Raw genomic sequence first — 22,365 nt, 5'->3', positions numbered from 1 at the left:
CCTACGCCCCGCCCCTGCCCCGCGCCGCGCACGCCGCGGCGATCGCCTCCGCCCCGGCCTCCCGCGCCGCGATCTCGCACGCGCGCCACGCCGCGAGCCGCTCCGGCGCCCCCGCGCCGCGGGGCGCGGCCGCGATCCGCGCCGCGACCGAGCGCGCGAAGGCGTCCAGCGCCGCCTCGTCCCCGCGCTCCGACAGGAGCGCGCCCAGCGTGAGCGCCGCGTGCGCGATCTGCCGCTCCGCGCCCGGATACATCGCCTCCGCGAGCACCTCGACGAGCGCCGGGAGGTCGCGGCGCGCCGCCGCCTCGCGCGCCCGCACCTCGGGGGCCGCGGGCTCGGCCCCCGCGACGCCGAGGCGCCGCTCCAGGTAGCCCACCGCCGAGCGGGCGACGCGCTGGAACGAGGCGAGCCCGTCGGTCGGCGCCTCCAGCACGCCGCCCCCGGCGCGCGCCCCCGCGGCGTCGAGGTCGAGCACGATCACGAGATCCTCGCGCTCGCCGATGACCAGGAGGTCGCGCGCCCAGTCGAGCGAGCGCTCCTCCGTGAGCCACGCCGTCGCCCGCGCGAGCTCGCCGAGCGGCAGGATCCGCGTGCCGTCCGGGAGCGCGAGGCCGTCCGTCGCCGCGTAGAGCGCCGCGACGTCCAGCGGCTCGGCCAGCCCGTGGGGCCACGCGCCCGCGTCCGGAGGCGCGGGCCGCGCCTCCACGCCGGGGTGCGCGAGCAGCGCGGCGACGCGCGACGCGAGGTCGCCGGCCGCGCTCACGGCGCCGGCACCCGCCCGCGGGGCGCGGCCGCGAGGTTCTGGAGGAAGCCGTGGGCCTGGGCGGCCGCCGCGGGCACGTCGAAGATCACGAAGTGACCGTCGCTCCCCTCGGCGACCGGCCACTGCGCGAGCACCCCCGAGGCGCGGCCGCCGGCGAGGTTCTCGGCGAGGCCGCCGGGCGGCACCTCGACGGGCGCGGGGCCGCCGAAGCCGTACTCGCGGATCAGACGCTGCGCGGGCGATTGCAGCGGCAAGCCCATCGCCAGCGCGTGCATCTCGATGCCGCGCGGCGGCGCGTACGTGTCGCCGCTGCCGTCCGGGTTGATGCCCTCGGTCATGTAGATGCTCTTCGGCGCAAAGCCGTCGCGGGGCGCGACGAACAGCCGCGCAGCGTAGTGGATCGGGTCGACGACGTCGACGATCGACTGCGCGAGCGAGATCGCGGGGTGGAACTCGTTCACCTCGGCCGTCTCCTCGTCCATGAGCCCGAGGAAGACCGACTTGACGAGCGCCGCGATGCTCGGCGGCGGGTTCGTCTTCTCGAGCAGGGTCACCGACATGACCGCCGAGGCGCCGGAGAGCACCCCGCCCCGCGCCGAGTCGTCCGCCGCGAGGTAGAGCGGGCCGTTCAGCCCGCCCTGGGAGTGCCCGAAGAACAGGATCTTCGACGGGTCGAACCGGATCTCCGCCCCCGTGCTGGAGACGCCGGCGGGCACGGTCATGCGCGACTCGGTGAAGAGGCGCGCCCGCTGCACCTCGTCGAGCGCCGACTGGCGCGCGTTCGTGCGCGCCGCGGCCACGTTCTGCACGTTGAAGAACAGGAACCCGGCCTGCCTCGCGTCCTCTGGCGCCTCCGGACGCGCGCCGTGGAAGATCTGGTCGACGCCCATGACCGCGAGGCACCGCTGCGCGAGCGAAAGGCCGGTGTGGCTGCGGACGTAGGAACGGTAGTCGCCGCCCGTGCCGTGGGCGTAGAGCACGACGGGGTAGCCGGCCTCCGGCATGGGGCAGCGGCCCGCGGCGGGGACCGTGATCGAGAAGCGCAGGTCGAAGTAGCCGGAGATCACCGGCTCGCCGGCCTTGCTCGCGAAGCCGCCGCCGTCCGCGTGGCTCGCGTACGGGGCCCGGCCGCCCTGGTAGCTCGGGGACGGCCCGTAGACGCCGGCGTACTCGTCCCACGACGGCGCGTGCTCCACGAGCCGCCAGAGCGCGGGCCGCGCCTCCGGCGGCGGGACGCTCGCGAGCAGGTGATCGCGCAGCGCGAAGAGCTCCGCGGTCGGGTCGGAGGTGGTGAAGACCGCGAGGTGGACGATGCGTTCGCGGCCGACGCCGGCCGCCTCGATCTCGTCCACCGCCGGAGCGAGCGCGTCCCGCGCGGCCTCGACATCGGCGCCGGCCGGATCGATCCCGAGCGCCTGGCGCAGCTCCGGGCTCGCCTCCACGGGGCCGCCGCCCTCGCCGCGCAGCGCGTCCGTGACGACGAGCGCATACCGGGTCCGCGGCCGCAGCGGGAAGCCCATGACGGGCATGAAGGCGAGGGTGTTCTCGGGCCAGTAGACGCCGGCCTCGCGCCGGAAATGGACCGAGATCTGTCGCCGCTCTCCGCGCGCCGGCGAGCCCGGATCGACGTCGATGAGCTGCACGGCGCCGACGGGGCTCATGGCGAACGCGGGCGTCGCGGGGAGCGAGGAGACGTCGATCGGCCCGGCGAAGCGCATGAACCCCGCCGCCGACGGAGAGAAGCCGTCGAGGACCGAGTCCATCTCGCGGACGTACTCGTCGAGGATCCTGAGCCGCCGCGGGTTGTGGTAGCCGTCGAGCCGCACCGCGCCGCCCTCGCGGCGCAGATCGCTCGGCCACGGCGCGTCGAAGAAGCGCTCTCCGCGGAGGTCGCGGTGCTGCGCCGGCGAGACCCAGATCGACGAGACGCCCGGGCGCGCGTCGCCGCAGCCGAGCGCTGCGACGAGCGACGATGCCGCGGCCACCACCGCCGCGAAGGAGGGACGCATGACGAGATAGTGGCGTACGCACCCGTCGAGATCGACAGGCCGAGCGCACGAAGAAGCAGCCGAACAGGCGCAACGCGATGTGCTTTGCGAAGGCGCTTTGTCGCGGACGCGCTCGCCTCCTCGCGACGCGCTCGCCTATGTCACGGACGCGAACGTGGCAGAGCGCACGGTGCGCCCGCTCCGTTCGCGTTTCAGGTTCTCCGCACAGCCACGTTCCGTCCGCTACGCGACAGGCAATCAGGGCAAGGCGCGCTATCAAAGAATGCGCGCAATCACGGTAGGCAGAGTAAGCAGAGCAGGCAGAGTAAGCAGAGCAGGCAGAGTAAGCAGAGCAGGCAGGGTGGGCCGAGCAACAAGGCGCGCGGGACGGCAAGACGCGGCGCCCCGGCGAGCGGGCGCCGCAGCGAGCCGCGTCGAGGGTGACTTCGGCCTGTGCTTCATATATATATGATTTAGGTGCTCCACATGTCCCTGGAAGGCAAGGTCGCGCTCGTCACGGGTGGGGGTCGCGGCATCGGCCGCGCGATCGCCGAGCGGCTCGCGCAGGGCGGCGCGCGCGTCGCCGTCGCAGGCCGCACGCAGGCCGAGATCGAGGAGACGGCGGCGGCCGTCGGCGGCGTCGCCGTCCGGCTCGACGTCGGGGATCGCGAGGGCGCGCTCGCGGCGCTCGCCGCGCTCGAAGGCCAGGTCGGGCGCGTCGACGTGCTCGTCAACAACGCGGGCGCAGCCGAGAGCGCGCCGTTCGACAGGACCACCGATGCGCTCTGGGACCGCATGCTCGCGGTCAACGTGACCGGCGCCTTCGTGCTGTGCCGCGCCCTGCTCCCGAAGATGATCGCGCGCGGGTTCGGGCGCGTCGTCAACATCGCCTCCACCGCGGGGCTCGCCGGGTGCGCCTACTCGACCGCGTACTGCGCGTCGAAGCACGCCATGATCGGGATGACCCGCGCCATCGCGCTGGAGATCGCCCGGACGCCGGTGACCATCAACTGCGTCTGCCCCGGGTGGGCGAACACGAGGATGGCGGACGAGGCGATCGCCCGCATCGCCGAGAAGACCGGGCGCGGCGAGGAAGCGGCGCGGCGGACGCTCGAGGCGATGTCGCCCCAGGGCCGGATGGTCGAGCCCGAGGAGGTCGCGCTCGTCGTGTCGATGCTCTGCAGCGACGAGGCGCGCAGCATCCACGGCCAGGCGATCCCGGTCGACGGCGGACAGGTGATGCGGTGAAGGGCGGCCTCGAGATCGTGCAGCCGGTCGGGTGGCCGGCGCCGCGCGGCTACGCCAACGGCGTCGTGACGCGCGGCACGACGCTGCACGTCGCGGGGCAGATCGGGTGGGACGCCGCGTCGGGGCAGATCCAGAGCGACGATCTGGCCGAGCAGTTCGCGCAGGCGCTCGACAACGTGCTCGCGGTCGTCGCCGCCGCCGGCGGCGAGCCGGGCGACGTCGCGCGGATGACCGTCTACGTGACCGACCTCGAGGCGTACAGGAGCTCGCGCGCCGCGATCGGCGCCGCGTGGCGAGCGCGGTTCGGCAAGCACTTCCCGGCGATGGCCCTGGTCGGCGTCGCGGGGCTCGTCGAGCCGCGCGCGCTCGTCGAGATCGAGGCCGTCGCGGCGCCCGGCGCGCGCGGCGAGGCCGCGGCGTCCGACGCGCGCGCCGGGGACGAGGGCGGCCTGTGAGGCGCGGGGCGCCGGCGAGGCGACCGCTCGCCGCCCCCCCGCCCGAGAGCGCGCGCGGCGATCAGGCGGCCGTGCGCGCCTGGGTCCGCATCCTCGCGGTCCACAAGCGCGCGCTCGCGGCCATCCGCGAGGACCTGGAGCACGAGATGACCCTCCCGCGCTTCGACCTCCTCGCGAACCTCGTGCGCAGCGACGGGCAGACGCTCGCGTCGCTCTCCCGCAGCATGCTGGTCACGGCGGGCAACCTCACCGGGCTCGTCGATCGCGCGGCGCGCGACGGCATGGTCGAGCGGCGGGCCGACCCGAGCGACCGCCGCGCGTGGCGCGTGCACGTGACCGCCAAGGGGCAGCGCGCGTTCCGCGACGCCGAGCGGCGCCACGCCGCGCGCGTCGCCAAGGTGTTCTCCGGGCTGAGCCAGGCCGAAATCTCCACCCTGACGCGGCTGCTCGACAAGCTGCGCACCACGCTCCGCGCGCCGGACATGCCCGTCCCGTCCCGCCCCGGCAGCAGCCGCGCGCACGCGGAGCGCAGCGCGCGGAGCCCGCCGCGGCGCACGCGAACCAAGCCCTGACCGCGCGAGACACGTCCCAGAGCAGCGCACCGAACAGAGAGCCCCCGATGACCCTCACTCCCCGCTCCTTCCAGCTCGAGGTCAGCCGCGGCGTCGCGGAGATCACGCTGAGCCGCCCCGACCGGCTGAACGCCCTCACCTTCGAGATCTACGGCGAGCTCACGGCCACGTTCCGCTCGCTCGAGCGCTCGGCCGCGCGCGCGGTCGTGCTCACCGGAGAGGGGCGCGGCTTCTGCTCGGGCGGCGACGTCGAGGGGATCATCGCCGAGCTGTTCGCGCGCGACGCGCGGGGGCTGCTCGAGTTCACCCGCGTCACCGGCGCGCTGATCCAGAGCATCTGCGAGCTCCGGCGCCCGGTCATCGCCGCGGTCAACGGGGTCGCCGTCGGCGCGGGCGCGGTGATCGCCGCCGCGTGCGACCTGCGCATCGCCGCGGCGAGCGCCCGCTTCGGGTTCATCTTCCCCAAGGTGGGCCTGTCCGGCGCCGACATGGGCGCCTCCTACCTCCTGCCGCGCATCATCGGCCACGGGCGCGCCGCCGAGCTGCTCTTCTTCGGCGATCTCGTCGGCGCCGACGAGGCGCTCCGCATCGGCCTCGTGAACCGCGTGGTCCCCGACGGCGACGCGCTCCCGTCGGCGCGCGCGTGGGCCGAGCGCCTCGCGCGCGGGCCGGCGTTCGCGCACGCGATCACCAAGCAGATGCTGGAGAGCGAGCGCACGATGCCCCTCGCCGCCGCGATCGAGGCCGAGGCGCAGGCGCAGGCGCTCTGCATGTCGCACCCCGACTTCCGCGAGGCCTACGAGGCGAACAAGGCGAAGCGCCCGCCGCGCTTCGAGGGCGACGCCGCGGCAGCGCCCGAAGACGCGGACGCGGCCCCCACCCCGAGGTCCACCGGCCCGGCGACGCCCCGCACATGAACCGGCTCGCGCTCTCCTCGGCCGATCTCCCGGTCTTCTTCGAGGAGCGCCACGCGGCGCTCGCCGCGCGGCTCACCCCCGAGGCGCTCGCGCCGCTCGCGGGTGCGCGCGACCCCGCCGCCGTGGCGCGCTGCCTCGGCGAGCCGCTCGGGCTCTACGCGCACCTCGTCCCCGCGGCGCTCGGCGGCGCGCCCGGGGGCGCCGGCCTCCCCGCGGACCCGACGGCCGTCGACGTGCGGTCGCTGGTCCTCATCCGCGAGGCGCTCGGCCAGGTCTCTCCGCTCGCCGACGCGATCTTCGCGGTGCAGGGGCTCGGCTCGTACCCGATCGTGCTGGCCGGCAGCGACGCGCAGCGCCGCGCGATCCTGCCCGACGTGCTGTCGGGGCGCCGCATCGGGGCCTTCGCGCTGACCGAGCCCGAGGCGGGCAGCGACGTCGCCTCGCTCCGGACGGAGGCCCGCCGCGAGGGCGACGGGTGGGTCCTCGACGGCGAGAAGGTGCTGATCTCGAACGTCCCGCTCGCGCACCACCTCGTCGTCTTCGCGCGCACGGGCGCCCCGCCGGGCGAAAACGGCGGCGGCGGCGGCGCGGCCGGCGGGCGCGCCGAGATCACGGCGTTCCTCGTCGACAGCGGCGCGCCCGGCGTCGCCTCGGAGCCGCTCCCGATGTCGGTCCCGCACCCCATCGGCCGGCTCCGCTTCGAGGGCTGCCGCGTGCCGGACAGCGCGCGCCTCGGCGAGGTGGGCGGCGGCTTCAAGCTCGCGATGCAGACGCTCGACGCCTTCCGGATCTCGGTCGGCGCGGCGGCGAACGGCATGGCGGCGCGCGCACTCCACGAGGCGATCGCGCACGTCACGCGCCGCAGGCAGTTCGGCGCGCTGCTGTCCGAGCAGCAGATGGTGCGCGCCTACCTCGCCGAGATGGCGACCGAGCTCGACGCGGCCCGCCTCCTCGTGGCCCGCGCGGCCCACAAGCGCGACGCGGGCGGCACGGCCGCGCGCGTCTCGACCGAGGCGGCCATGGCGAAGATGTTCGCCACCGAGGCGGCGCAGCGGATCATCGACCGCGCGGTCCAGCTCCACGGGGGCCTCGGGGTCATCGAGGGGACCGAGGTGGAGCGGCTGTACCGCGAGATCCGGCCGCTGCGCATCTACGAGGGGACGACGGAGATCCAGAAGCTCATCATCGCGAAGGGGATCCTCGAGCGCGCCGCCGCGGAGCGCGCGGAGGACGACCGCGCGCGCGGCGAACGCGGCGAAGAAGGGGCGCGGTAGCGATGTGGAAGCCGCCGGAGAGGATCCGCCACGCCCTGCCCCGCGAGGAGCCCCCGACCGCGGGCGAGGCGGCGGGCGCGCGCCTCTTCTCGCCGCTCCGCCTCGCCTCGGGCCTCGAGCTCGCCGAGCGCTCGTGGGTGCCGGCGATGGTCCCCTGGCGGGCGACGGAGGAGGGGGGCGTCACGCAGGACGTGCTCGACTGGTACGGCCGCTTCGCCGACGGCCAGCCCGGCGCCCTCGTGGTCGAGGCGACCGGCATCCGCGACGTGCCGAGCGGGCCGCTGCTCCGCGCCGGCCATGATCGGTTCGTCCCGGGGCTCCGGGAGCTCGTCCGGACGGTCCGCGCCCGGAGCGCGGGCCGGACGCGCCTGTTCCTCCAGCTCATCGACTTCCTCCGCATCCGCAGGCGCCCGCCGAAGGAGCGGTTCCTGCAACAGTTCCTGGAGATCACCGGCGCGCACCGGCGCGCCCTCGCCGAGGTGCTCAGGGAGCCGCCGCTCCGGGACGCCCCGGAGCTCGAGGTGCGCGCGCGGCTGCTCGCGCTCGACGACGCGCAGATCGAGGCCGTGCTCGCGCCGCGCGAGCTCGAGGCGCTGCGCTTCGGCGAGCGCGAGCGCGTCACCGACGTCGCGCTCGCCCACATCCGCGACCTGCCGCGCTCGCTGCCCGGCCTCTTCGCCGCCGCCGCGGCGAGGGCGCGGGAGGCGGGCTTCGACGGGGTCGAGCTCCACTACGCCCACGCCTACACGATGGCCTCGTTCCTCTCCGCGCTGAACACCCGGACGGACGGCTACGGCGGCGCTCGCGATCGCCGCGCGCGCCTCCCGCTCGAGGTCTACGCGGCCGTGCGCGACGCCGTGTCCTCCCGCTTCACGGTGGGCTGCCGCTTCGTCTGCGACGACGTCATCGCCGGCGGCAACCGGGTCGACGACGCGGCGTTCTTCGCGCTCGCCTTCGCGCGCGCCGGCATGGACTTCCTCTCGCTCTCGACCGGCGGCAAGTTCGAGGACGCGAAGCAGCCCAAGGTCGGCGAGGCCGCGTACCCCTACACCGGCCCGAGCGGGTACGAGTGCATGCCGACGGCGCTCTCGGACGCGGCCGGGCCGTTCGGGCGGCAGGTCCCGAAGCAGGCGCAGATCCGGCGGACCGTGCGCGAGGCCGGCCTCGACACGCCGGTCGTGGTGGCGGGCGGGATCTGCACGTTCGCGCAGGCGGAGGCGATCCTCGCGCGCGGCGAGGCGGACCTCATCGGGGCCGCCCGGCAGACGCTGGCCGATCCGGACTGGTTCCTGAAGGCGCGCCTCGGCCGCGGCGGCGAGGTGCGCCGCTGCATCTACTCCAACTACTGCGAGGCGCTCGACCAGCGGCACCGGCCCGTGACGTGCCAGCTCTGGGATCGCGAGGGGCTCGACGAGCCGGGTGTCGCGACGACGGACGGGGGAAAGCGGCGGCTCACGGCGCCGCCGTGGAGGCGCGAGGAGGCGTGACCATGGACGCACCGACATTTCCTGAAGAGTTCAACCTCGCCGACTACTACCTGTTCGATCGGCTGCGCGAAGGGCTCGGCGACAAGGTCGCCCTGCTCTTCGGCGATCAGCGGCACACCTACGCCGACGTCGCCGGGCAGGTCCGCCGGCTCCGCGCGCACCTCGCGGTCGAGGACGTCGCGCCCGAGCAGCGGGTGCTCATCGTCCTGCACGACTCCCCCGCGTTCGTCTGGGCGTTCTTCGCGGCGCTGCACCACGGCGCCGTCGTGGCGCTGGGCAACCCCGAGGCGCCCGCCGCCGATCTCGCGTACCTCGTCGAGTACACGCGGGCCGCGGCGGTCGTCACGATCCCGCGTGTGGCCGAGTCGATCCAGGACGCGCTCGCCGCCGCGGACCTCCGGACGCTCGTGCTTGTGCCGGAGGTCCCGACCGGCGGCGACCTCGAGGCCGACCTCCCCGCCTCGCCGGCCCTCGATCGGTTGAGGTGCATCTCGCTCCGCAACGCCCTCGCGCAAGGGCGCACCGCGCTCGTGCCGCGGAGCGCCCCGATCGGCCCCCGCCCCACGCGGCGCGACGACATCGCCCTCTGGCTGTTCACGTCCGGCTCGACCGGCAGGAGCAAGGCGGCGGTCCACACGCACCGCGATTTCGCCTTCAACACCGAGTGTTACGCCAAGGCGACCGTGGGCTACCGCGAGGAGGACATCACCGTCTCGGTGCCGCGCCTCTTCTTCGGCTACGCCACGGGCACCAACCTCATGTTCCCGTTCGCCGTCGGCGCGACCGCCGGCCTCTTCGTCGAGCGGCCGACGCCGGAGTCGCTCGCGCGGTACATCGAGCGCTACCGCCCCACCGTCGTCACGAACGTCCCGACGATGATGGGCAAGCTGCTCGAGCACGACGACGCCCGCGCGGCGCGCGGCGAGCCGCGCCTCGACCTCTCCAGCGTCCGCTTCCACCTCTCCGCGGGCGAGGCGCTGCCGTCCGCGCTCCTCGAGCGCTTCCGCGCGCGGTTCCACGCCGACGTCTACGACGGCATCGGCTCCGCCGAGATGTTCCATATCTACTGCACGAACCGCCCCGGCGACGTGCGCCCGGGGTCGCTCGGCCGCGCCGTGGAGGGCTACACGATCAAGATCCTCTCGTCGGACGCTGTCGGTCCGGGCGCGCCGGAGCTCGCGCCGGGCGAGACCGGCGTGATGTGGGTGAAGGGCGACTCGGTCGCGCTCGGCTACTTCCAGGATCGCGAGAAGAGCTGGAGCACCTTCCACGGCCACTGGTGCCGCACCGGGGATCTCTTCCGCATGGATGCCGAGGGCTACCTCTGGTTCAGCGGGCGCGCCGACGAGCTGCTCAAGGTGGGCGGCGTCTGGGTCGCGCCGGTCGAGGTGGAGGAGTGCCTGACCGAGCACCCCGCCGTCAGCCTCGCCGCGGTGATCGGCGCCGAGGAGGCGGGCCTCGTGAAGCCGAAGGCGTTCATCGTGGTCCGCGACGACGCGCGCGGCCGCGTCGCCACCGAGGCGGGGCGGGCCGAGCTCGCCGCGGAGCTCAAGGCGTTCGTGAAGGACCGGCTGAGCAAGCACAAGTATCCGCGATGGGTCGTCTTCGTCGATGACGTCCCCAGGAACGACCGCGGAAAGGTCGATCGCAAGGCCCTCCGGCAGCGCGAGGCCGCCGGCGAGGACCCGGCGGGCCAGTAGCGCATGCAGGCCGCGCCGCGCCTCGCCGAGCTGACGACGGCGGAGCTCGCCGCGCTCCTGTCGGCCGGCGCCCCGTGCGTCGCGCTCGTGCCGGTCGGGTCGGTGGAGCCGCACGGCCCGCACCTGCCGCTCGGGACGGACACGCTCATCGGCGAGGCTGCGGCCGAGCGGGCGGGCCGCCGGCTGTGGGAGCGGGGCGTCGCCGCGCTCCTCGCGCCGCCCGTCGGCTACGGCGTGACCGACTTCGCGGCGGGCTTCGCGGGAGCGATCTCGATCCCGGCGCCCGCGCTCACCGCCTTCCTGCGCGCGGTCGCGGAGGCCTACCTGTCGGCCGGCCTGGCGCACGTCTGCTTCATCAACAACCACCTCGAGCCGGAGCACGACCGCGCGGTGCGCGCCGCCGCGAGCGGCCTGCCCCCGGGTCGCGCGTCGGTGGCCTGCCCGCTCGCGCGCCGCTGGGCGAGGACGCTCTCCGCCGAGTTCCGGAGCGGCGCCTGCCACGCTGGCCGTTACGAGACATCGCTCGTCCTCGCCGCGGCCCCCGCGCTCGTCCGGGACGACATCGCCCGGGACCTGCCGGATCTCGATCTGAGCCTGGCAGAAGGCATCAAAGCAGGGGTGAAGAGCTTCCGCGAGCTGGGTATGGACGCCGCCTACACCGGCGCTCCGCGCGAGGCCTCCGAGGACGAGGGCCGCGCGCTGCTCGATCTCCTCGCGACGATGATCGTCACGGAGGTCGAAGAGGGCCTCTCCACGGCCGCCGGCCACGATCCCGCGCCCGCACAAGGCAACCGGTAGATAGGGCGCGACAGCTCAGGCAACAGACCGGCCGACAGGCAATCTGAGCCGTGAGCCGTGAGCCGTGAGCCGGCAGGTAGGCAAACAGGCAGTCAGGTAGGTGGAGTCCGGCCTCTCTGCTCCTACGCCGCCCGCTCCCGGTCGCTCTGGAGCGGCAAAATCCGCCATCAACCCACGCATGCCACCCACGTGGCACCGGCGAGCTGAGCAGAAGCCGAGGCGATTGAGGAGGTTGAGGAGAACGTGAGCGACATCGCCGAAAGTGCCTCCGCGGCGCTCGACATCCGCGAGGGGTTCGGGCGATACTGTTTAGTTTTGTCCCGACACCACGATTCGTCTCAACAGGTTTTTGGTAGCAAACATCGATTCACAATTGACGGCTTCAGATCAAAGACGTAAAAAGGTATCGTTTTCCTCGCGCGCTGTTTCGACGCCAGAACGATCCGACGGCTGACCTGTTGAAGGTGATGCTTTACGGCGCGCAGGCAGAAGTTGGCTTTGGCAGGCGCGCTCTCTGGCGCTCCTGCGCGACGGCATCACATGGGGCCTCGCGGGCGCAGCTCGCCCGACGACGCGGATCGGAGAGCATCATGAGGAATCGGACGATCGTGAGAGGGTCTCGGCATCTGCTCTTTGCCTCGTTCGCCGCCGCCTCCGGCGCGGCGCTCGCCGGGTGCGTCGGCCCAGAGGACGCGGGCAGCGAGCTGCTCGGTGAGGCGCAGCAGGCGGCGACGGTCTGTGTACATATCCAGCGCGGCGTCGGGACGAGCGTCGTCAAAGACATCTTGATCTATGAGGAGAGCGGCGCCTCGCACAACGGCACCGACATGTATGCCGGCGTGCGCCTCAGCAACGGCACCGCGTACGCTCAGCGTTCCTTGCTGCAGTTCGACCTCTCCTCGATCCCCCCCAACGCCACCATCGTCTCGGCGGACGTCACCCTCTACATCGGCTCCGGCGGTCCCGAGGTGGTCAACGTACACCGGGTGGAGCGGCCCGCCGGGTCCAGCCCGACATGGACCTGGGGCGAGGCCGACGCCTCGGGTATGTGGAGCGGTCTCTCGACGGCATTCAACTCCACGATCGAGGCCAGCTTCTCTCCCAGCACGAGCACCGCCGCTGTTTACAACCTCCACCGCACGTTCAGCGTCACCGGGCTCGTGCAGAGCTGGGTGAACGGTGTCTATCCGAACCACGGGATGATGCTGAGGCAGTCCTCGGGCCGCACTCACATCAGGACGAGCGAGATGCCGGAAGACGCGAAGGCGAAGCGACCGGACCTCTATGTCTGTTACGACAGCGCGACGGGCTCCGGATCGGCCACCTCGACGACCAGCTCCACGTCGGCTTCGAGCACCAGTGCCAGCTCCACGTCGGCTTCGAGCACCAGCGCCAGCTCCACGTCGGCCTCGAGCACCAGCGCCAGCTCCACCACGAGCACCACGACCGCCTCGAGCTCGAGCTCCACCACGACCACGACCAGCGTCTCCACGTCGGGCTCCGGGGGCGCCGGCGGCTCGGGCGGCGCCGGCGGCTCGGGTGGCGCCGGCGGCGCAGGCGGCGGAGGCGGCGGCGTGCCTGGTCTGCCGATCAGCTGCGCCAGCAACACGCCGGGCGCCGGCGAGAACTGCGGCGTGAACGGGAGCGATGACTGCTGCTCGACGCTTCCGGTCCCCGGGGGCACGTTCAACCGGCTCAACAACGCGGGCCTGCCGGCCACGGTCAGCGACTTCTATCTCGACAAGTACACGGTCACGGTGGGGCGCTTCCGGCAGTACCTGGAGCGGACCGGCGGCCCGACGCAGGCCAACCCGCCGGCCGTCGGAGCGGGCGCCCACCCGAAGATCCCGAACAGCGGCTGGGACCCGTCGTGGAACTCGCGGCTCGCGGCCGACACGAGCGGTCTCAAGTCGGCGCTCATCTGCGATCCGTACGGCTGGCCGTCCTGGAGCGACACCCCGGGAGGCAAGGAGCACAAGCCGATCGTCTGCGCGACGTGGTACGAGCTGTTCGGGTTCTGCGCGTGGGACGGCGGCCGGATGCCGACCCAGGCGGAGATCAACTACGTGTCTGCCGGCGGCAACCAGCAGCGCATCTATCCCTGGGGCGGCACGAGCGTCGAGGACATCGAGATCGACGACGCCTCGTGGTGCTGCCAGGGCGACGGGAGCGTCGCTGGCTCCTGCAAGACGTCGTATCCCTCGCTCTACCCGTGCAGCCACACGGACCTCACCGACGTCGGCAAGTTCCCGAACGGCGCCGGGCGGTGGGGCCACCTGGACCTGGCCGGCAATGCGTACAAGGCCACCCGCGACGGATCGGATATCTATCAGCTGCTCACGCCCTGCAACAACTGCTCGCGGCTCGACAACAACTCCGTCGCGCGCTTCATGCATGGCGGCAGCTTCCTGGCCGCCGGGTTCAAGCAGACGACGGACTACCAGGTCTCCTACGCGAGCAACTCGCGCCGCTACTACGTCACGGCCATGTGCGCGCGCGATCTGTGAGCTGAGATCTGTGAGCTGAGGCCCTCCGGGCGCGGGTCCGCCGCGCCCTCACCCCCGCCACCGCCCGTATCCCCGCCGCCGGCCGCCCTGGAGCGCCAGGCGAGCGCCTCCGCCGATAGGCGCTCGCTCGCGGCCCCGCGCGCGCTCGTGGCTCCCCTCTTGAACTTGGCCCTCGCCCGCGCCTCCTGATACGCGCGCTCCATGCGCGTGAGAGGCTTTCTCCTGCTGCCAGCGATTGCGCTCTCGACGCTGAGCGCGAGCTGCCCGCGCCCTGCCTCCGAGCCGACGGCGGCCTCCCAGGCGCCTGCGCCGGCGTCCGCTGTCACCGCGCCGCTCGCCGTGGCGGTGCCCGCCGTCGCTGCCCCGGCGCCCTCCGCCGCCGCGGAGGACGCCGCGCTGACCGGCGCGGGCGCCGTGGTGACGCCGCCGCCCGCGGACGCCGCGGCGCCGGGCGGCGACCCGCTCGCCTTGCCGGCGCTGCCGCCGGAGCTCGTCGATGACGGATCCGACAAGCTGCCCGAGCTGGATCCGCCCCCGGTCACCTCGCCGACGGTGGCCGAGGAGGTCCACGAGCTCGCGAGCATCGCCCGGGAGACGTGGATCTTCGCCGAGCCGCGCTGGACCGGCCGGCGCATCGGGTACCTGCGCGCCGGCGCCGTGGTCGCGCGCCGGCCGGACCCGTCCGGCAGAGAGTCGTGCGCCGGGGGCTGGTACCGCATCGAGCCGAACGGCTATGTCTGCATCGGCGCCAGCGCGACGCTCAACATTCACGACCTCGCGGTCGAGGCCTCGTCGCGCCGTCCTGTCCGCCGGTTCGCTTCGCCCGCCTCACCGGACGTCCGCGGCGAGGTCGCACCGGCGGCTATCCAGACGGGCGATATCGCGCCGGCTGCTATCCAGACGGGTGATACCGCGCCCGCCGCTATCCAGACGGGCGATACCGCGCCCGCCGCTATCCAGACGGGCGATACCGCGCCCGCCGCTATCCAGACGGGCGATATCGCGCCAGGCGCCATGCAGGCGGGCGATACCGCGCCGGAGGCGCGCGACACCACAGCTCTGCTCGGCGGGCTGCCCTACACGTACGTGATGTCGCGCTCCCCCACCCCGCCGCTCTATGCGCGCCTGCCGAGCGAGGATGAGCAGCGCGGCGCCGAGCCCGATCTCGCCGCGCACCTGCTCCGCGCCGCGACCGCCGCGCGCGCGCCGGACTTCGTCGCGCCGCCGCCCCTCGACGCGACCCCCTCGGTCCTGCTCTACGGCCGTCCGGCGCCCGGGCTCGCCGGCGACCGCCGTGCGCCCGACGCGCTCGTCCTGGGCCGCGCCCGGACGCGCTCCGGCTTCGCGCTGCTCTCGACCTTCGAGCACGACGGGCGCCGCTTCGGCCTGACCACCGACCTCGCCGCCCTGCCGCTCGACCGCACCCGCGTCATCCGGCCGAGCGCCTTCTCCGGGCTCCTGCTCCCGGAGGACGTCCCCCTGCCCGTCGCCTTCTCCCGGCGCCGCCACGCCGTGCGCCTCGTCCCGGGCGAGCGCGGCGGCCTCACCCGCACCCCGCTCCGCTTTCGCGAGGCGCTCCCGCTGTCCGGCGCCTCCCGGCGCGTCGGCGGCATCGATTACCTCGAGGCGCGGGACGGCTCGCTCGTCCGCGCCGACGACCTCGTGCGCGTCGACCCGCTCCCCAGGACGCCCGCGTGGGCGGTGCGCGGGCGCAAGTGGATCGACGTCTCCATCCACCAGCAGAGCCTCGTCGCGTACGAGGGCACCCGCCCTGTCTACGTGACCCTTGTCTCGACCGGGGCGGACGGCCTCGGCGACCCCGAGACGACGCGCTCGACGATCCAGGGCCTGTTCCGCATCCACACGAAGCACGTCACGGTCACGATGGATGGCGACGAGGAGGAGGAGGATCCGTTCGATTTCCGCGACGTGCCGTTCGTCCAGTACTTCACCGGGGGCTTCGCGTTCCACGCCGCCTACTGGCACGACGATTTCGGCACCGCGCGCAGCCATGGCTGCGTGAACCTCTCGCCGCTCGACGCCGCCTGGCTGTTCGAGTGGACGACCCCCGAGGTGCCGGCCGACTGGCACGGCGCGCTCTCGCTGCGGAAGGGCACGCTCGTCTCCATCCGTCCGTGAGCCGGCCCATCCGCCCGTGAGCCGCGGCGCTCGCCGGCGCTGTGCCCCTTCCGTCTTCCGCGCCGTTCGAAGGCACGCTACACGCTTGCTCCATGGCCACGCAGGAGCCCGTCTCGCTCGATCAGCTCATGGCGATCGATCCGCTGCTCTCCGACGAGGAGCGCATGATCCGCGACGCCGTCCGTCGCTTCGTGCGCGAGCGGTACCTGCCGCGCGCCGCGAGCCTGTTCGCCCGGGAGGAGTTCGCGACCGACCTCATCCCCGAGATCGCCGCGCTCGGCCTGCTCGGCGGCTCGCTGACCGGCTACGGCTGCGCCGGCATGAACTCGGTCGCTTACGGCCTCGCGCTGCAGGAGCTCGAGTACGGCGACAGCGGCCTGCGCAGCTTCGTCAGCGTCCAGGGCTCTCTCGCGATGTATCCGATCTGGAAATACGGCTCCGAGGAGCAGAAGCAGCGCTGGCTGCCGGGGATGGCCGCCGCCGAGCTGATCGGCTGCTTCGGCCTGACGGAGCCCGACAGCGGCTCGGACCCGAGCTCGATGAAGACGCGCGCCCGGAAGGACGGGAGCTCTTATGTGCTCACGGGCACGAAGATGTGGATCACGAGCGCGCCGATCGCGCACCTCTGCGTGGTGTGGGCCAAGGTGGATGACGGAGGGGCCGAGTCGATCCGCGGCTTCGTGGTGGAGCGAGGGATGAAGGGGCTGGAGACGCCGCTCATCCACGGCAAGATGAGCCTGCGCGCGAGCCCGACCGGCGAGATCGTCCTGAACGAGGTGCGCGTCCCGGAGGAGAACCTGCTGCCGGGGGTGGTCGGCCTGAAGGGCCCGCTCGGCTGCCTGACGCAGGCGCGCTTCGGGATCGCGTGGGGCGCGCTCGGCGCCGCGCGCGCCTGCTACGAGACCGCCGTCTCCTATGCGCGCGAGCGCGTCCAGTTCGGCCAGCCGATCGCGTCGCGGCAGCTCATCCAGGCGGAGCTCGTGGAGATGGCGACCGAGATCGCGAAGGGGCAGATCATGGCGCTGCACTTCGCGCGGCAGAAGGACGCCGGCGGGATCAGCCCGGTGCAGGTCTCCCTGTGCAAGCGGAACAACGTGGCCTGGGCGCTCAAGATCGCGCGGACCGCGCGGAGCGTGCTCGGCGCCAACGGGATCCTGCTCGATTACCCGGTCGTCCGGCACATGCTCAACCTGGAGAGCGTGTACACGTACGAGGGCACCGACGAGGTGCACTGCCTGATCCTCGGGAACGCGATCACGGGGCACAGCGCGTTCTGAGGGGGTAGCCCCGCGCGTCTATCCCGTCTTCCCCGGCGCCTTCCGCCGCAACCCCACCAGGAAGAGCTCCACGCTGTTCGACCGCGTCCCCTCGGGCCGGATGCTCCGGACCTCCTCGCACAGGTTCCGCAGCGCGTCCCGGGCCTTCACGAAGTCCTCGCTCATGAAGATCTTGCCGACGAACGCGCCGCCCGGCGCGAGCAGCGCCTCGGCCACGGCCACGGCGCGCATGAACAGCTCGTAGCTCCGGGCCTGGTCGGCGATCTTGCTGCCGCTCGTCGCGGGCGCCATGTCCGACAGCACCACGTCGTACGGCGCGAACTGCGCCAGCGCCTCGTTCGTCAGCGACAGGGCGTCCCCCTGCACCACCGTCGCCTGCGGGCCGAGCGCCGCGGTGATCGGCGAGAGATCGACCGCGAGCAGCTTGCCCGCCGCGCCGATCCGCTGCGCCGCGTACATCGACCACGAGCCGGGCGCCGCGCCCAGGTCGAGCACGCGCTGGCCGGGGCGGAGCAGCCGCACCCGGCGATCGATCTCCTCGAGCTTGAAGACGCTGCGCGCAGGGTAGCCCTGCGCCTTCGCCGCCTTCGTGAAGGCGTCGGGGCGCTGGTACGGGTTCCTGGACTTCGGCGGCACGGGAGGACCGGAGGGCTCCGCCGGCGGGACGCGCGCGCTCGCTCAGCGGCGCGCGCGTCCCGCCGAGCGGACGGGGCTCAGCCGGCCTTCTTCTTGCCGGTCGGCTGCACCGGCTTGGGGAGACCCTTGCCGCCGCGCTTCTTCACGGCGCCACGGATCGTGACCACCTGGTTCTTCGGGCCGGGGACGGGGCCCTCGATGAGGATGAGGTTGTCCTCGGGGAGGAGCTTCGCGATCTTGAGGTTGAGCGCGCTCACCGTCTCGTCGCCGTAGTGGCCGGGCATCTTCAGGCCGGGCAGCGTGCGGCCGGGGGTCATGTTCGTACCGATCGAGCCGCCGTGGCGGAAGTACTCGTGGGTACCGTGCGAGCTGACCGCGCCGGCGAAGCTCCACCGGCGGATGACGCCGCTGAAGCCGCGGCCGCGCGAGCGGCCCTGCGCGTCCACGCGCTGGCCGACCTCGAAGATCTCGTCGACCTTGAGCGTCTGCCCGAGCTCGTACTTCGCCGCGTGCTCGGGGCTGCAGCGCAGCTCGCGCACGATGCGCTTCGGCGTCTGCCCCGCCTTCTTGAAGGCGCCGGCGAGCGGCTTCGTCGTGTGCCGCTCCGCCCGCTCGCCGAGGCCGAGGATGAGGGCGCTGTAGCCGTCCTTCTCGAGCGTGCGCTTGCCGATGACGACGCAGCCCGCCTGCACGACCGTGCAGCGCAGGACCTCGCCCGTCTCGCTGAAGATCTGCGTCATGCCGATCTTCTTGCCGATGATGCCGGGATGCTGATTCATGATGCGATTGCCTCTTCGCTCCGTCTGGGGTGGCTCGGACTGGCTCCGCGCGCGCAGCGCGCCGCGAGCGTGATCCCCTCGGCACGCCTCTGTACGAGCCGGTTCGGAGCGAAGAACCGGGGCGGTCGCCCGCCGGGTGCGTTGGGGGGCGCAGAGCTTACCCACGGCAAACCCAAAGGGAAGCGAAAGTTTCCGCTTCTGACGTGACCTGGATCACGCATCCGCGTCTCTCGTGAGATTTATCACATTCTCACACAACAGAGGCCACCCGGACATTGTCCGTCTCGACGGACATTTCCTGACTCTCCGCGGCATCGCCGAACCGGGAAGCAGGCCTCAAATTCCGACGTCGGAGGTCGTGGATGACAGACATCATCGCTCACGGTGAGCCGCGCGACGTCGAGCGCCTCATGGAACGTTACTGGTTTCTGCTGAGAGGCGGCGGGCCCGGCGCCGGCGAGGACGGCGCGGGCGTGGCCGGCACACAGGTGGTCCGTGACGGCGAGTTCGTCGTGGTGAGCATCGAGGCGACATGGCTCGGATGGCCCGAGGGGACGCTGCTCTTCAGGTTCAGGTCGGAGTCGGCGCCCTGCGTCGCGTGCGTGGAGCGCGCGGCCGCGTTCGCCCGCCACCGGACGAGGGGCATGCTCGCCGCGAGCGACGTGCGCGAGATGCTCCGCTTCGCCGTGGCCCGCTGCGCCGCCTCGGGCATCGACCTGACCCACACCGGCGCGCCGGCGGCGCGGGAGGCCGGCTCCCCCGGCGAGCCGGGCCGCGCCGAGGCGCCCGCCTCCGGGCCGCGCCGCGCCGCGCGGGACGCGGGCGGCGGCGCGAGGCGCTACGACGCCGAGCTCTGGCTCATCCTCTGACGGTTCCGCGCGGCGCCGCGCCCCGGACGAGGGCGCGGCCGCGTCACGAGCCGACCACGTTGATGGTCGCCTTGACCATCGCCATCCAGCACTGAAGCACCATCTTCCCTTCCTTCTCGGGGGTGACGGCCACCTCGACCTGCGTGTTCAGCGGCAGGTCCTTCTCGATCTTCAGATCCGGAATCGCGATCGCCTTCAGACACTCGCTCTTCGTCGTCCGGGTGAAGCGCAGCACCACCGGCTCCCCCTTCTTCAGCTCGATGGTCGACGGGGAGAAGCCGCTGTCGTTGACGGCGATGTCGACGCGCTTGACGTTCGCCGGCGCGGCGAGCTCGGCGGCCGCCACCACCTTCGTCTCCTCGACGGGCTTGCTGCAAGCGACGCCGGCGAGCGGCGACAGGGAGAGGGCAAGCGCGGCGAGGAGGAGCGGACGACCCATGGTCCGCGCGTTCTTACCCAGCGGAAAAGGGACGTCAAGCCGCCCTCCCCGGCGTCCGCCCGGGGCGCGCTCGAGGCCCGGGCCCCGGGTACGCACGATCAGGCGCAGGCGGGCGCGCCGCGACGACGGCCGGTCAGACGTGGCGGCCCGAGAGGATCTGCAGAATCGACGAGAAGAGATTGATGAAGTTGAGATAGAGGTCGAGCGCGCCGCCGACAGGGTCGTCGTCGTCCGAGTGGAGCAGGCGCGACGTGTTGTAGAGGACGTATCCCCCGAACACGAGGACCGACACGCTGGAGATGGCCAGTCCGAGGAGCGTGCTCCCGAGCAGGACGTTGAGCAGCATGGCGCCGAGGACGACCATGGCGCCCATCACCAGCCCGCTGGCCAGGAACGACAGGTCCTCCTTCGAGAGGAAGACACCGAGCGTGAGGCTGCCGAACGTGAGGACCGTCAGGATGAAGGTGTCCCGCACCGGGGCCGACGACAGGGTGCCGCCGAGGCCCGCGGCGACCTGGGCCATGTAGAGCGCAGGCGCCGTGGTGACGCCGAGGAGGGCCGCCATCCCGAAGAGCGCGAGGACGTTGACGCCGGGGATGCGGCGCACGGCGCGGGCGCCGAACATCACGCCGAACACGACGCCCATCGAGAGGATCGGGTGATCCGCGAAGAGCTCGACCACCGGCGGCATCGCGCGCCCCGGGGCCACCTCGTCCGCGTCCGGCGCCCCGATGTACAGCGCACACATGGCGCCCAGGGAGGACACGACCAGGCTCGCCGTGAAGAGCCCATACACCTTCTTGAGGAAGTCGATCCGCAGCGCCGCTTTCGGGTTGGCCGGTGCCCCCGCCACGTACGACCCCGCCTGGCGTGAACTCATCTGCTGCGCTCCTCCTTCAAGGTGATCGCCGCGGCTGCGCGATCGTCTAGTCGTGCACCATTCGCCACGGACGTGCAACACCGCCGCGGTGAGGCCCCAAAAATGTCCGCCATCCACGAAAAATCACACACCCTCAGGCACCGCGCGCGACGCGAGCGGCGGCGGGGCGTGAACGGCGCGCCGCCGGCCCGAGGCGGACCTCGCACGAGGGGCGCCCCGGCGGGGTGTCGGGTCCGCGAGGCCACCGGCCATCGCGCGGCCTTCGCATCACGCGCCTCCGAGGACGCTTCGCCTTGGTTTCATGCTGCGCCGACGACATGGGCCGCTCGACCCGTCCGGTTGTCGCGCGCAGCACGCTCGTGTACGGAAGGACAAAGGACAGCGCCAGATCACGACGGCGTCGCGCCGGGCCAGGAGGACGAGGGGTCATGAACGTTACGACGATCGCCGTCGCGGAGGTCGAGCCAGCGACGGCGCCCTTGCCGGGGTTCGACAGCGAAGCTGCCGTGCAAAGCCTGCTGGTCGCGCCGATCGAGGCCACCTACCGGCACCGGCTGCCGCTCGTGGGACGAACGGACCTGCACCCGCTCGTCCAGGCGGCCTATACCGCCTTCACCCGGCGCTATCCCCTCGTGATCTCGCCGGACGTGGTCTGGTTCTGCCTGGCGCGCGGCTTCACGCTCCACCTCGCCGCGAACAACGAGCAACGGCGCCGCTTCCTCGCCGAAGATCACCCCTTCGAGCTCGTCGTCGAGCGGCCGGACTTCACCCTCGGCGAGGTGAACCCGTGGCCCGCATTGTTTCCGGACTTTTCCAGGCAGGTTTCGGCGCGGGTCGGCCCGTTGCGGGATCTCGTGGCAAGCAATTTCTCCACCACGGGTCCTGTCGAGCGGGTGTCGTCGGAGCTCACGGTGGCGACCCCGCTCGCGCCGCACTTCGACTGGGAGCCGCCGTCTCCGGGCGATCTCGCGCGCCCGCAGCGCGGCATTCCGCGCGTGTACCTGCTCGGCACCTCCGATGACTGGCGCTGGGTGCGCCAGCGCGTGGCGATGCTCGGCGCCGTCGGGCAGGAGCGCTGGACGCGCGCCCTCCTGCCCGTGCTCGACCAGATCGCCGCCTCGTCCGAGGGGCGCGCCGACAGGGCGTTCTGGCGCGCCTTCTTCAGGTGCGAGCCCCCGGCGGACGAGATCACCGGGTGGATCCACGTGTTGTTTCCTTACCTGCGCGCCTGGCCCAACGACTACTTCGCCCCGAACCCCTATATCGAGACCTGGCACGAGCGATGGCTGAAGGCGGAGGCCCGCAGCGACGCGCTCGCAGGGCTGGGCAACCCGCAGGGGCCCGGGCTCTCCGAGCTGCCGCCCGGGCTGACGAGCGCCCAGCTGCGCTTCGTCGACCGGGGCCGCCGCGCGCACCGCATGGAGTTCATCAGCGGCCTGATCGGCGTCACGCAGGACCCGCACTCGCTCGCGCTCCTCCCCGAGTTCGCGTGGGCCGTCGTGCACCAAGCAGCCGAGTCGATCGCCGAGCGCCCCGCCGCGGCCTCCTGAGCCGCCCACGCATGCCGCCCGCGCATGCCGCCCGCGCATGCGCCATGCGCATGGCGCATGGCAACGGACCGCGCGCCACGCGGAAGG

Annotated in this window: 19 protein-coding genes; 13 read left to right on the top strand and 6 right to left on the bottom strand. The window is 72.9% G+C overall.

All coding sequences use genetic code 11. The features are described from left to right. Position 1 precedes the first annotated feature (1 nt). Together WMF36_RS10420 and WMF36_RS10415 are read right to left on the bottom strand one after the other, a co-directional pair. A complete protein-coding gene (locus tag WMF36_RS10420; protein ID WP_437579454.1) occupies positions 2-763 on the bottom strand; it encodes a hypothetical protein in 762 nt (253 codons plus the stop codon). Further along, a complete protein-coding gene (locus WMF36_RS10415; RefSeq protein ID WP_437579453.1) occupies positions 760-2,772 on the bottom strand; it encodes a hypothetical protein in 2,013 nt (670 codons plus the stop codon). Before WMF36_RS10415 ends, WMF36_RS10420 begins: the two co-directional genes overlap by 4 nt. Before the next feature lie 465 nt (positions 2,773-3,237). Here WMF36_RS10415 and WMF36_RS10410 point away from each other — a divergent pair, with 465 nt between their 5' ends. From WMF36_RS10410 to WMF36_RS10360, 11 genes are all read left to right on the top strand, one after another. Next, entirely contained in the window at positions 3,238-3,999 is a 762-nt protein-coding gene (locus WMF36_RS10410; protein ID WP_437581886.1) for an SDR family NAD(P)-dependent oxidoreductase, read from the top strand. Further along, a complete protein-coding gene (locus tag WMF36_RS10405) occupies positions 3,996-4,454 on the top strand; it encodes a RidA family protein (RefSeq protein ID WP_437579452.1) in 459 nt (152 codons plus the stop codon). The genes WMF36_RS10410 and WMF36_RS10405 overlap by 4 nt, the downstream gene beginning before the upstream one ends. Continuing rightward, positions 4,451-5,026, top strand: a complete 576-nt coding sequence (locus tag WMF36_RS10400) for a MarR family winged helix-turn-helix transcriptional regulator (protein ID WP_437489184.1) — start codon at positions 4,451-4,453, stop codon at positions 5,024-5,026. Before WMF36_RS10405 ends, WMF36_RS10400 begins: the two co-directional genes overlap by 4 nt. Next, positions 5,023-5,943 carry an enoyl-CoA hydratase family protein gene (locus tag WMF36_RS10395; RefSeq protein ID WP_437581885.1) on the top strand — a complete coding sequence of 307 codons (921 nt, stop codon included), beginning with the start codon at positions 5,023-5,025 and terminating at the stop codon, positions 5,941-5,943. The genes WMF36_RS10400 and WMF36_RS10395 overlap by 4 nt, the downstream gene beginning before the upstream one ends. After that, positions 5,940-7,217: an acyl-CoA dehydrogenase family protein gene (locus WMF36_RS10390; protein ID WP_437579451.1), complete on the top strand. Its 1,278-nt coding sequence runs from the start codon at positions 5,940-5,942 to the stop codon at positions 7,215-7,217. Before WMF36_RS10395 ends, WMF36_RS10390 begins: the two co-directional genes overlap by 4 nt. 2 nt (positions 7,218-7,219) lie before the next feature. Then, entirely contained in the window at positions 7,220-8,704 is a 1,485-nt protein-coding gene (locus WMF36_RS10385; protein WP_437579450.1) for an NADH:flavin oxidoreductase, read from the top strand. 2 nt (positions 8,705-8,706) lie between these two features. Next, positions 8,707-10,404, top strand: coding sequence for a benzoate-CoA ligase family protein (locus WMF36_RS10380; RefSeq protein WP_437579449.1), 1,698 nt, complete (start codon positions 8,707-8,709; stop codon positions 10,402-10,404). Between the two features lie 3 nt (positions 10,405-10,407). Then, positions 10,408-11,202: a creatininase family protein gene (locus WMF36_RS10375; protein ID WP_437579448.1), complete on the top strand. Its 795-nt coding sequence runs from the start codon at positions 10,408-10,410 to the stop codon at positions 11,200-11,202. Between the two features lie 608 nt (positions 11,203-11,810). Then, on the top strand, positions 11,811-13,709 hold the full coding sequence (locus WMF36_RS10370) for an SUMF1/EgtB/PvdO family nonheme iron enzyme (RefSeq protein ID WP_437579447.1): 1,899 nt from the start codon (positions 11,811-11,813) through the stop codon (positions 13,707-13,709). Between the two features lie 201 nt (positions 13,710-13,910). Next, positions 13,911-15,848 carry a L,D-transpeptidase family protein gene (locus tag WMF36_RS10365; protein WP_437579446.1) on the top strand — a complete coding sequence of 646 codons (1,938 nt, stop codon included), beginning with the start codon at positions 13,911-13,913 and terminating at the stop codon, positions 15,846-15,848. A 92-nt stretch (positions 15,849-15,940) separates the two neighbouring features. Further along, positions 15,941-17,125, top strand: coding sequence for an acyl-CoA dehydrogenase family protein (locus WMF36_RS10360; RefSeq protein WP_437579445.1), 1,185 nt, complete (start codon positions 15,941-15,943; stop codon positions 17,123-17,125). 18 nt (positions 17,126-17,143) lie between these two features. On the opposite strand, the gene WMF36_RS10355 is transcribed toward WMF36_RS10360, so the two are convergent. Both WMF36_RS10355 and rplC read right to left on the bottom strand, forming a co-directional pair. Beyond that, positions 17,144-17,761 (bottom strand): SAM-dependent methyltransferase, encoded by a 618-nt coding sequence (locus WMF36_RS10355; RefSeq protein WP_437579444.1) that lies wholly within the window; start codon positions 17,759-17,761, stop codon positions 17,144-17,146. A 77-nt stretch (positions 17,762-17,838) separates the two neighbouring features. After that, a complete protein-coding gene (gene rplC, locus WMF36_RS10350; protein WP_437579443.1) occupies positions 17,839-18,540 on the bottom strand; it encodes a 50S ribosomal protein L3 in 702 nt (233 codons plus the stop codon). 362 nt (positions 18,541-18,902) lie between these two features. Between rplC and WMF36_RS10345 the strand changes: the two genes are divergently transcribed. Then, a complete protein-coding gene (locus tag WMF36_RS10345; RefSeq protein WP_437579442.1) occupies positions 18,903-19,409 on the top strand; it encodes a hypothetical protein in 507 nt (168 codons plus the stop codon). 43 nt (positions 19,410-19,452) lie between these two features. On the opposite strand, the gene WMF36_RS10340 is transcribed toward WMF36_RS10345, so the two are convergent. Continuing rightward, the gene (locus WMF36_RS10340; protein ID WP_437579441.1) at positions 19,453-19,848 is read right to left on the bottom strand and encodes a cupredoxin domain-containing protein; all 396 of its coding nucleotides are present in this window, start codon (positions 19,846-19,848) and stop codon (positions 19,453-19,455) included. Between the two features lie 133 nt (positions 19,849-19,981). Next, positions 19,982-20,728, bottom strand: coding sequence for a Bax inhibitor-1/YccA family protein (locus WMF36_RS10335; RefSeq protein WP_437579440.1), 747 nt, complete (start codon positions 20,726-20,728; stop codon positions 19,982-19,984). Between the two features lie 428 nt (positions 20,729-21,156). On the opposite strand from WMF36_RS10335, the gene WMF36_RS10330 reads away from it, so the two are divergent. Continuing rightward, entirely contained in the window at positions 21,157-22,278 is a 1,122-nt protein-coding gene (locus tag WMF36_RS10330; RefSeq protein WP_437579439.1) for a DUF4419 domain-containing protein, read from the top strand. Positions 22,279-22,365 lie beyond the last annotated feature (87 nt).

It is taken from the genome of Sorangium sp. So ce887 (assembly GCF_051521455.1).
Taxonomy (GTDB): Bacteria; Myxococcota_A; Polyangia; order Polyangiales; family Polyangiaceae; genus Sorangium.
The sequence above is the reverse complement of the archived record's forward strand: the minus strand, read 5'-3'. Positions and strand labels throughout refer to the sequence as shown.

Coding starts and splice junctions, on each gene's coding strand:
- WMF36_RS10415 (WP_437579453.1), bottom strand. CDS start 2,772: ATGCGTCCCTCCTTCGCGGCGGTGGTGGCCGCGGCATCGTCGCTCGTC.
- WMF36_RS10410 (WP_437581886.1), top strand. CDS start 3,238: ATGTCCCTGGAAGGCAAGGTCGCGCTCGTCACGGGTGGGGGTCGCGGC.
- WMF36_RS10390 (WP_437579451.1), top strand. CDS start 5,940: ATGAACCGGCTCGCGCTCTCCTCGGCCGATCTCCCGGTCTTCTTCGAG.
- WMF36_RS10385 (WP_437579450.1), top strand. CDS start 7,220: ATGTGGAAGCCGCCGGAGAGGATCCGCCACGCCCTGCCCCGCGAGGAG.
- WMF36_RS10380 (WP_437579449.1), top strand. CDS start 8,707: ATGGACGCACCGACATTTCCTGAAGAGTTCAACCTCGCCGACTACTAC.
- WMF36_RS10375 (WP_437579448.1), top strand. CDS start 10,408: ATGCAGGCCGCGCCGCGCCTCGCCGAGCTGACGACGGCGGAGCTCGCC.
- WMF36_RS10365 (WP_437579446.1), top strand. CDS start 13,911: ATGCGCGTGAGAGGCTTTCTCCTGCTGCCAGCGATTGCGCTCTCGACG.
- WMF36_RS10360 (WP_437579445.1), top strand. CDS start 15,941: ATGGCCACGCAGGAGCCCGTCTCGCTCGATCAGCTCATGGCGATCGAT.
- rplC (WP_437579443.1), bottom strand. CDS start 18,540: ATGAATCAGCATCCCGGCATCATCGGCAAGAAGATCGGCATGACGCAG.
- WMF36_RS10345 (WP_437579442.1), top strand. CDS start 18,903: ATGACAGACATCATCGCTCACGGTGAGCCGCGCGACGTCGAGCGCCTC.
- WMF36_RS10340 (WP_437579441.1), bottom strand. CDS start 19,848: ATGGGTCGTCCGCTCCTCCTCGCCGCGCTTGCCCTCTCCCTGTCGCCG.
- WMF36_RS10335 (WP_437579440.1), bottom strand. CDS start 20,728: ATGAGTTCACGCCAGGCGGGGTCGTACGTGGCGGGGGCACCGGCCAAC.
- WMF36_RS10330 (WP_437579439.1), top strand. CDS start 21,157: ATGAACGTTACGACGATCGCCGTCGCGGAGGTCGAGCCAGCGACGGCG.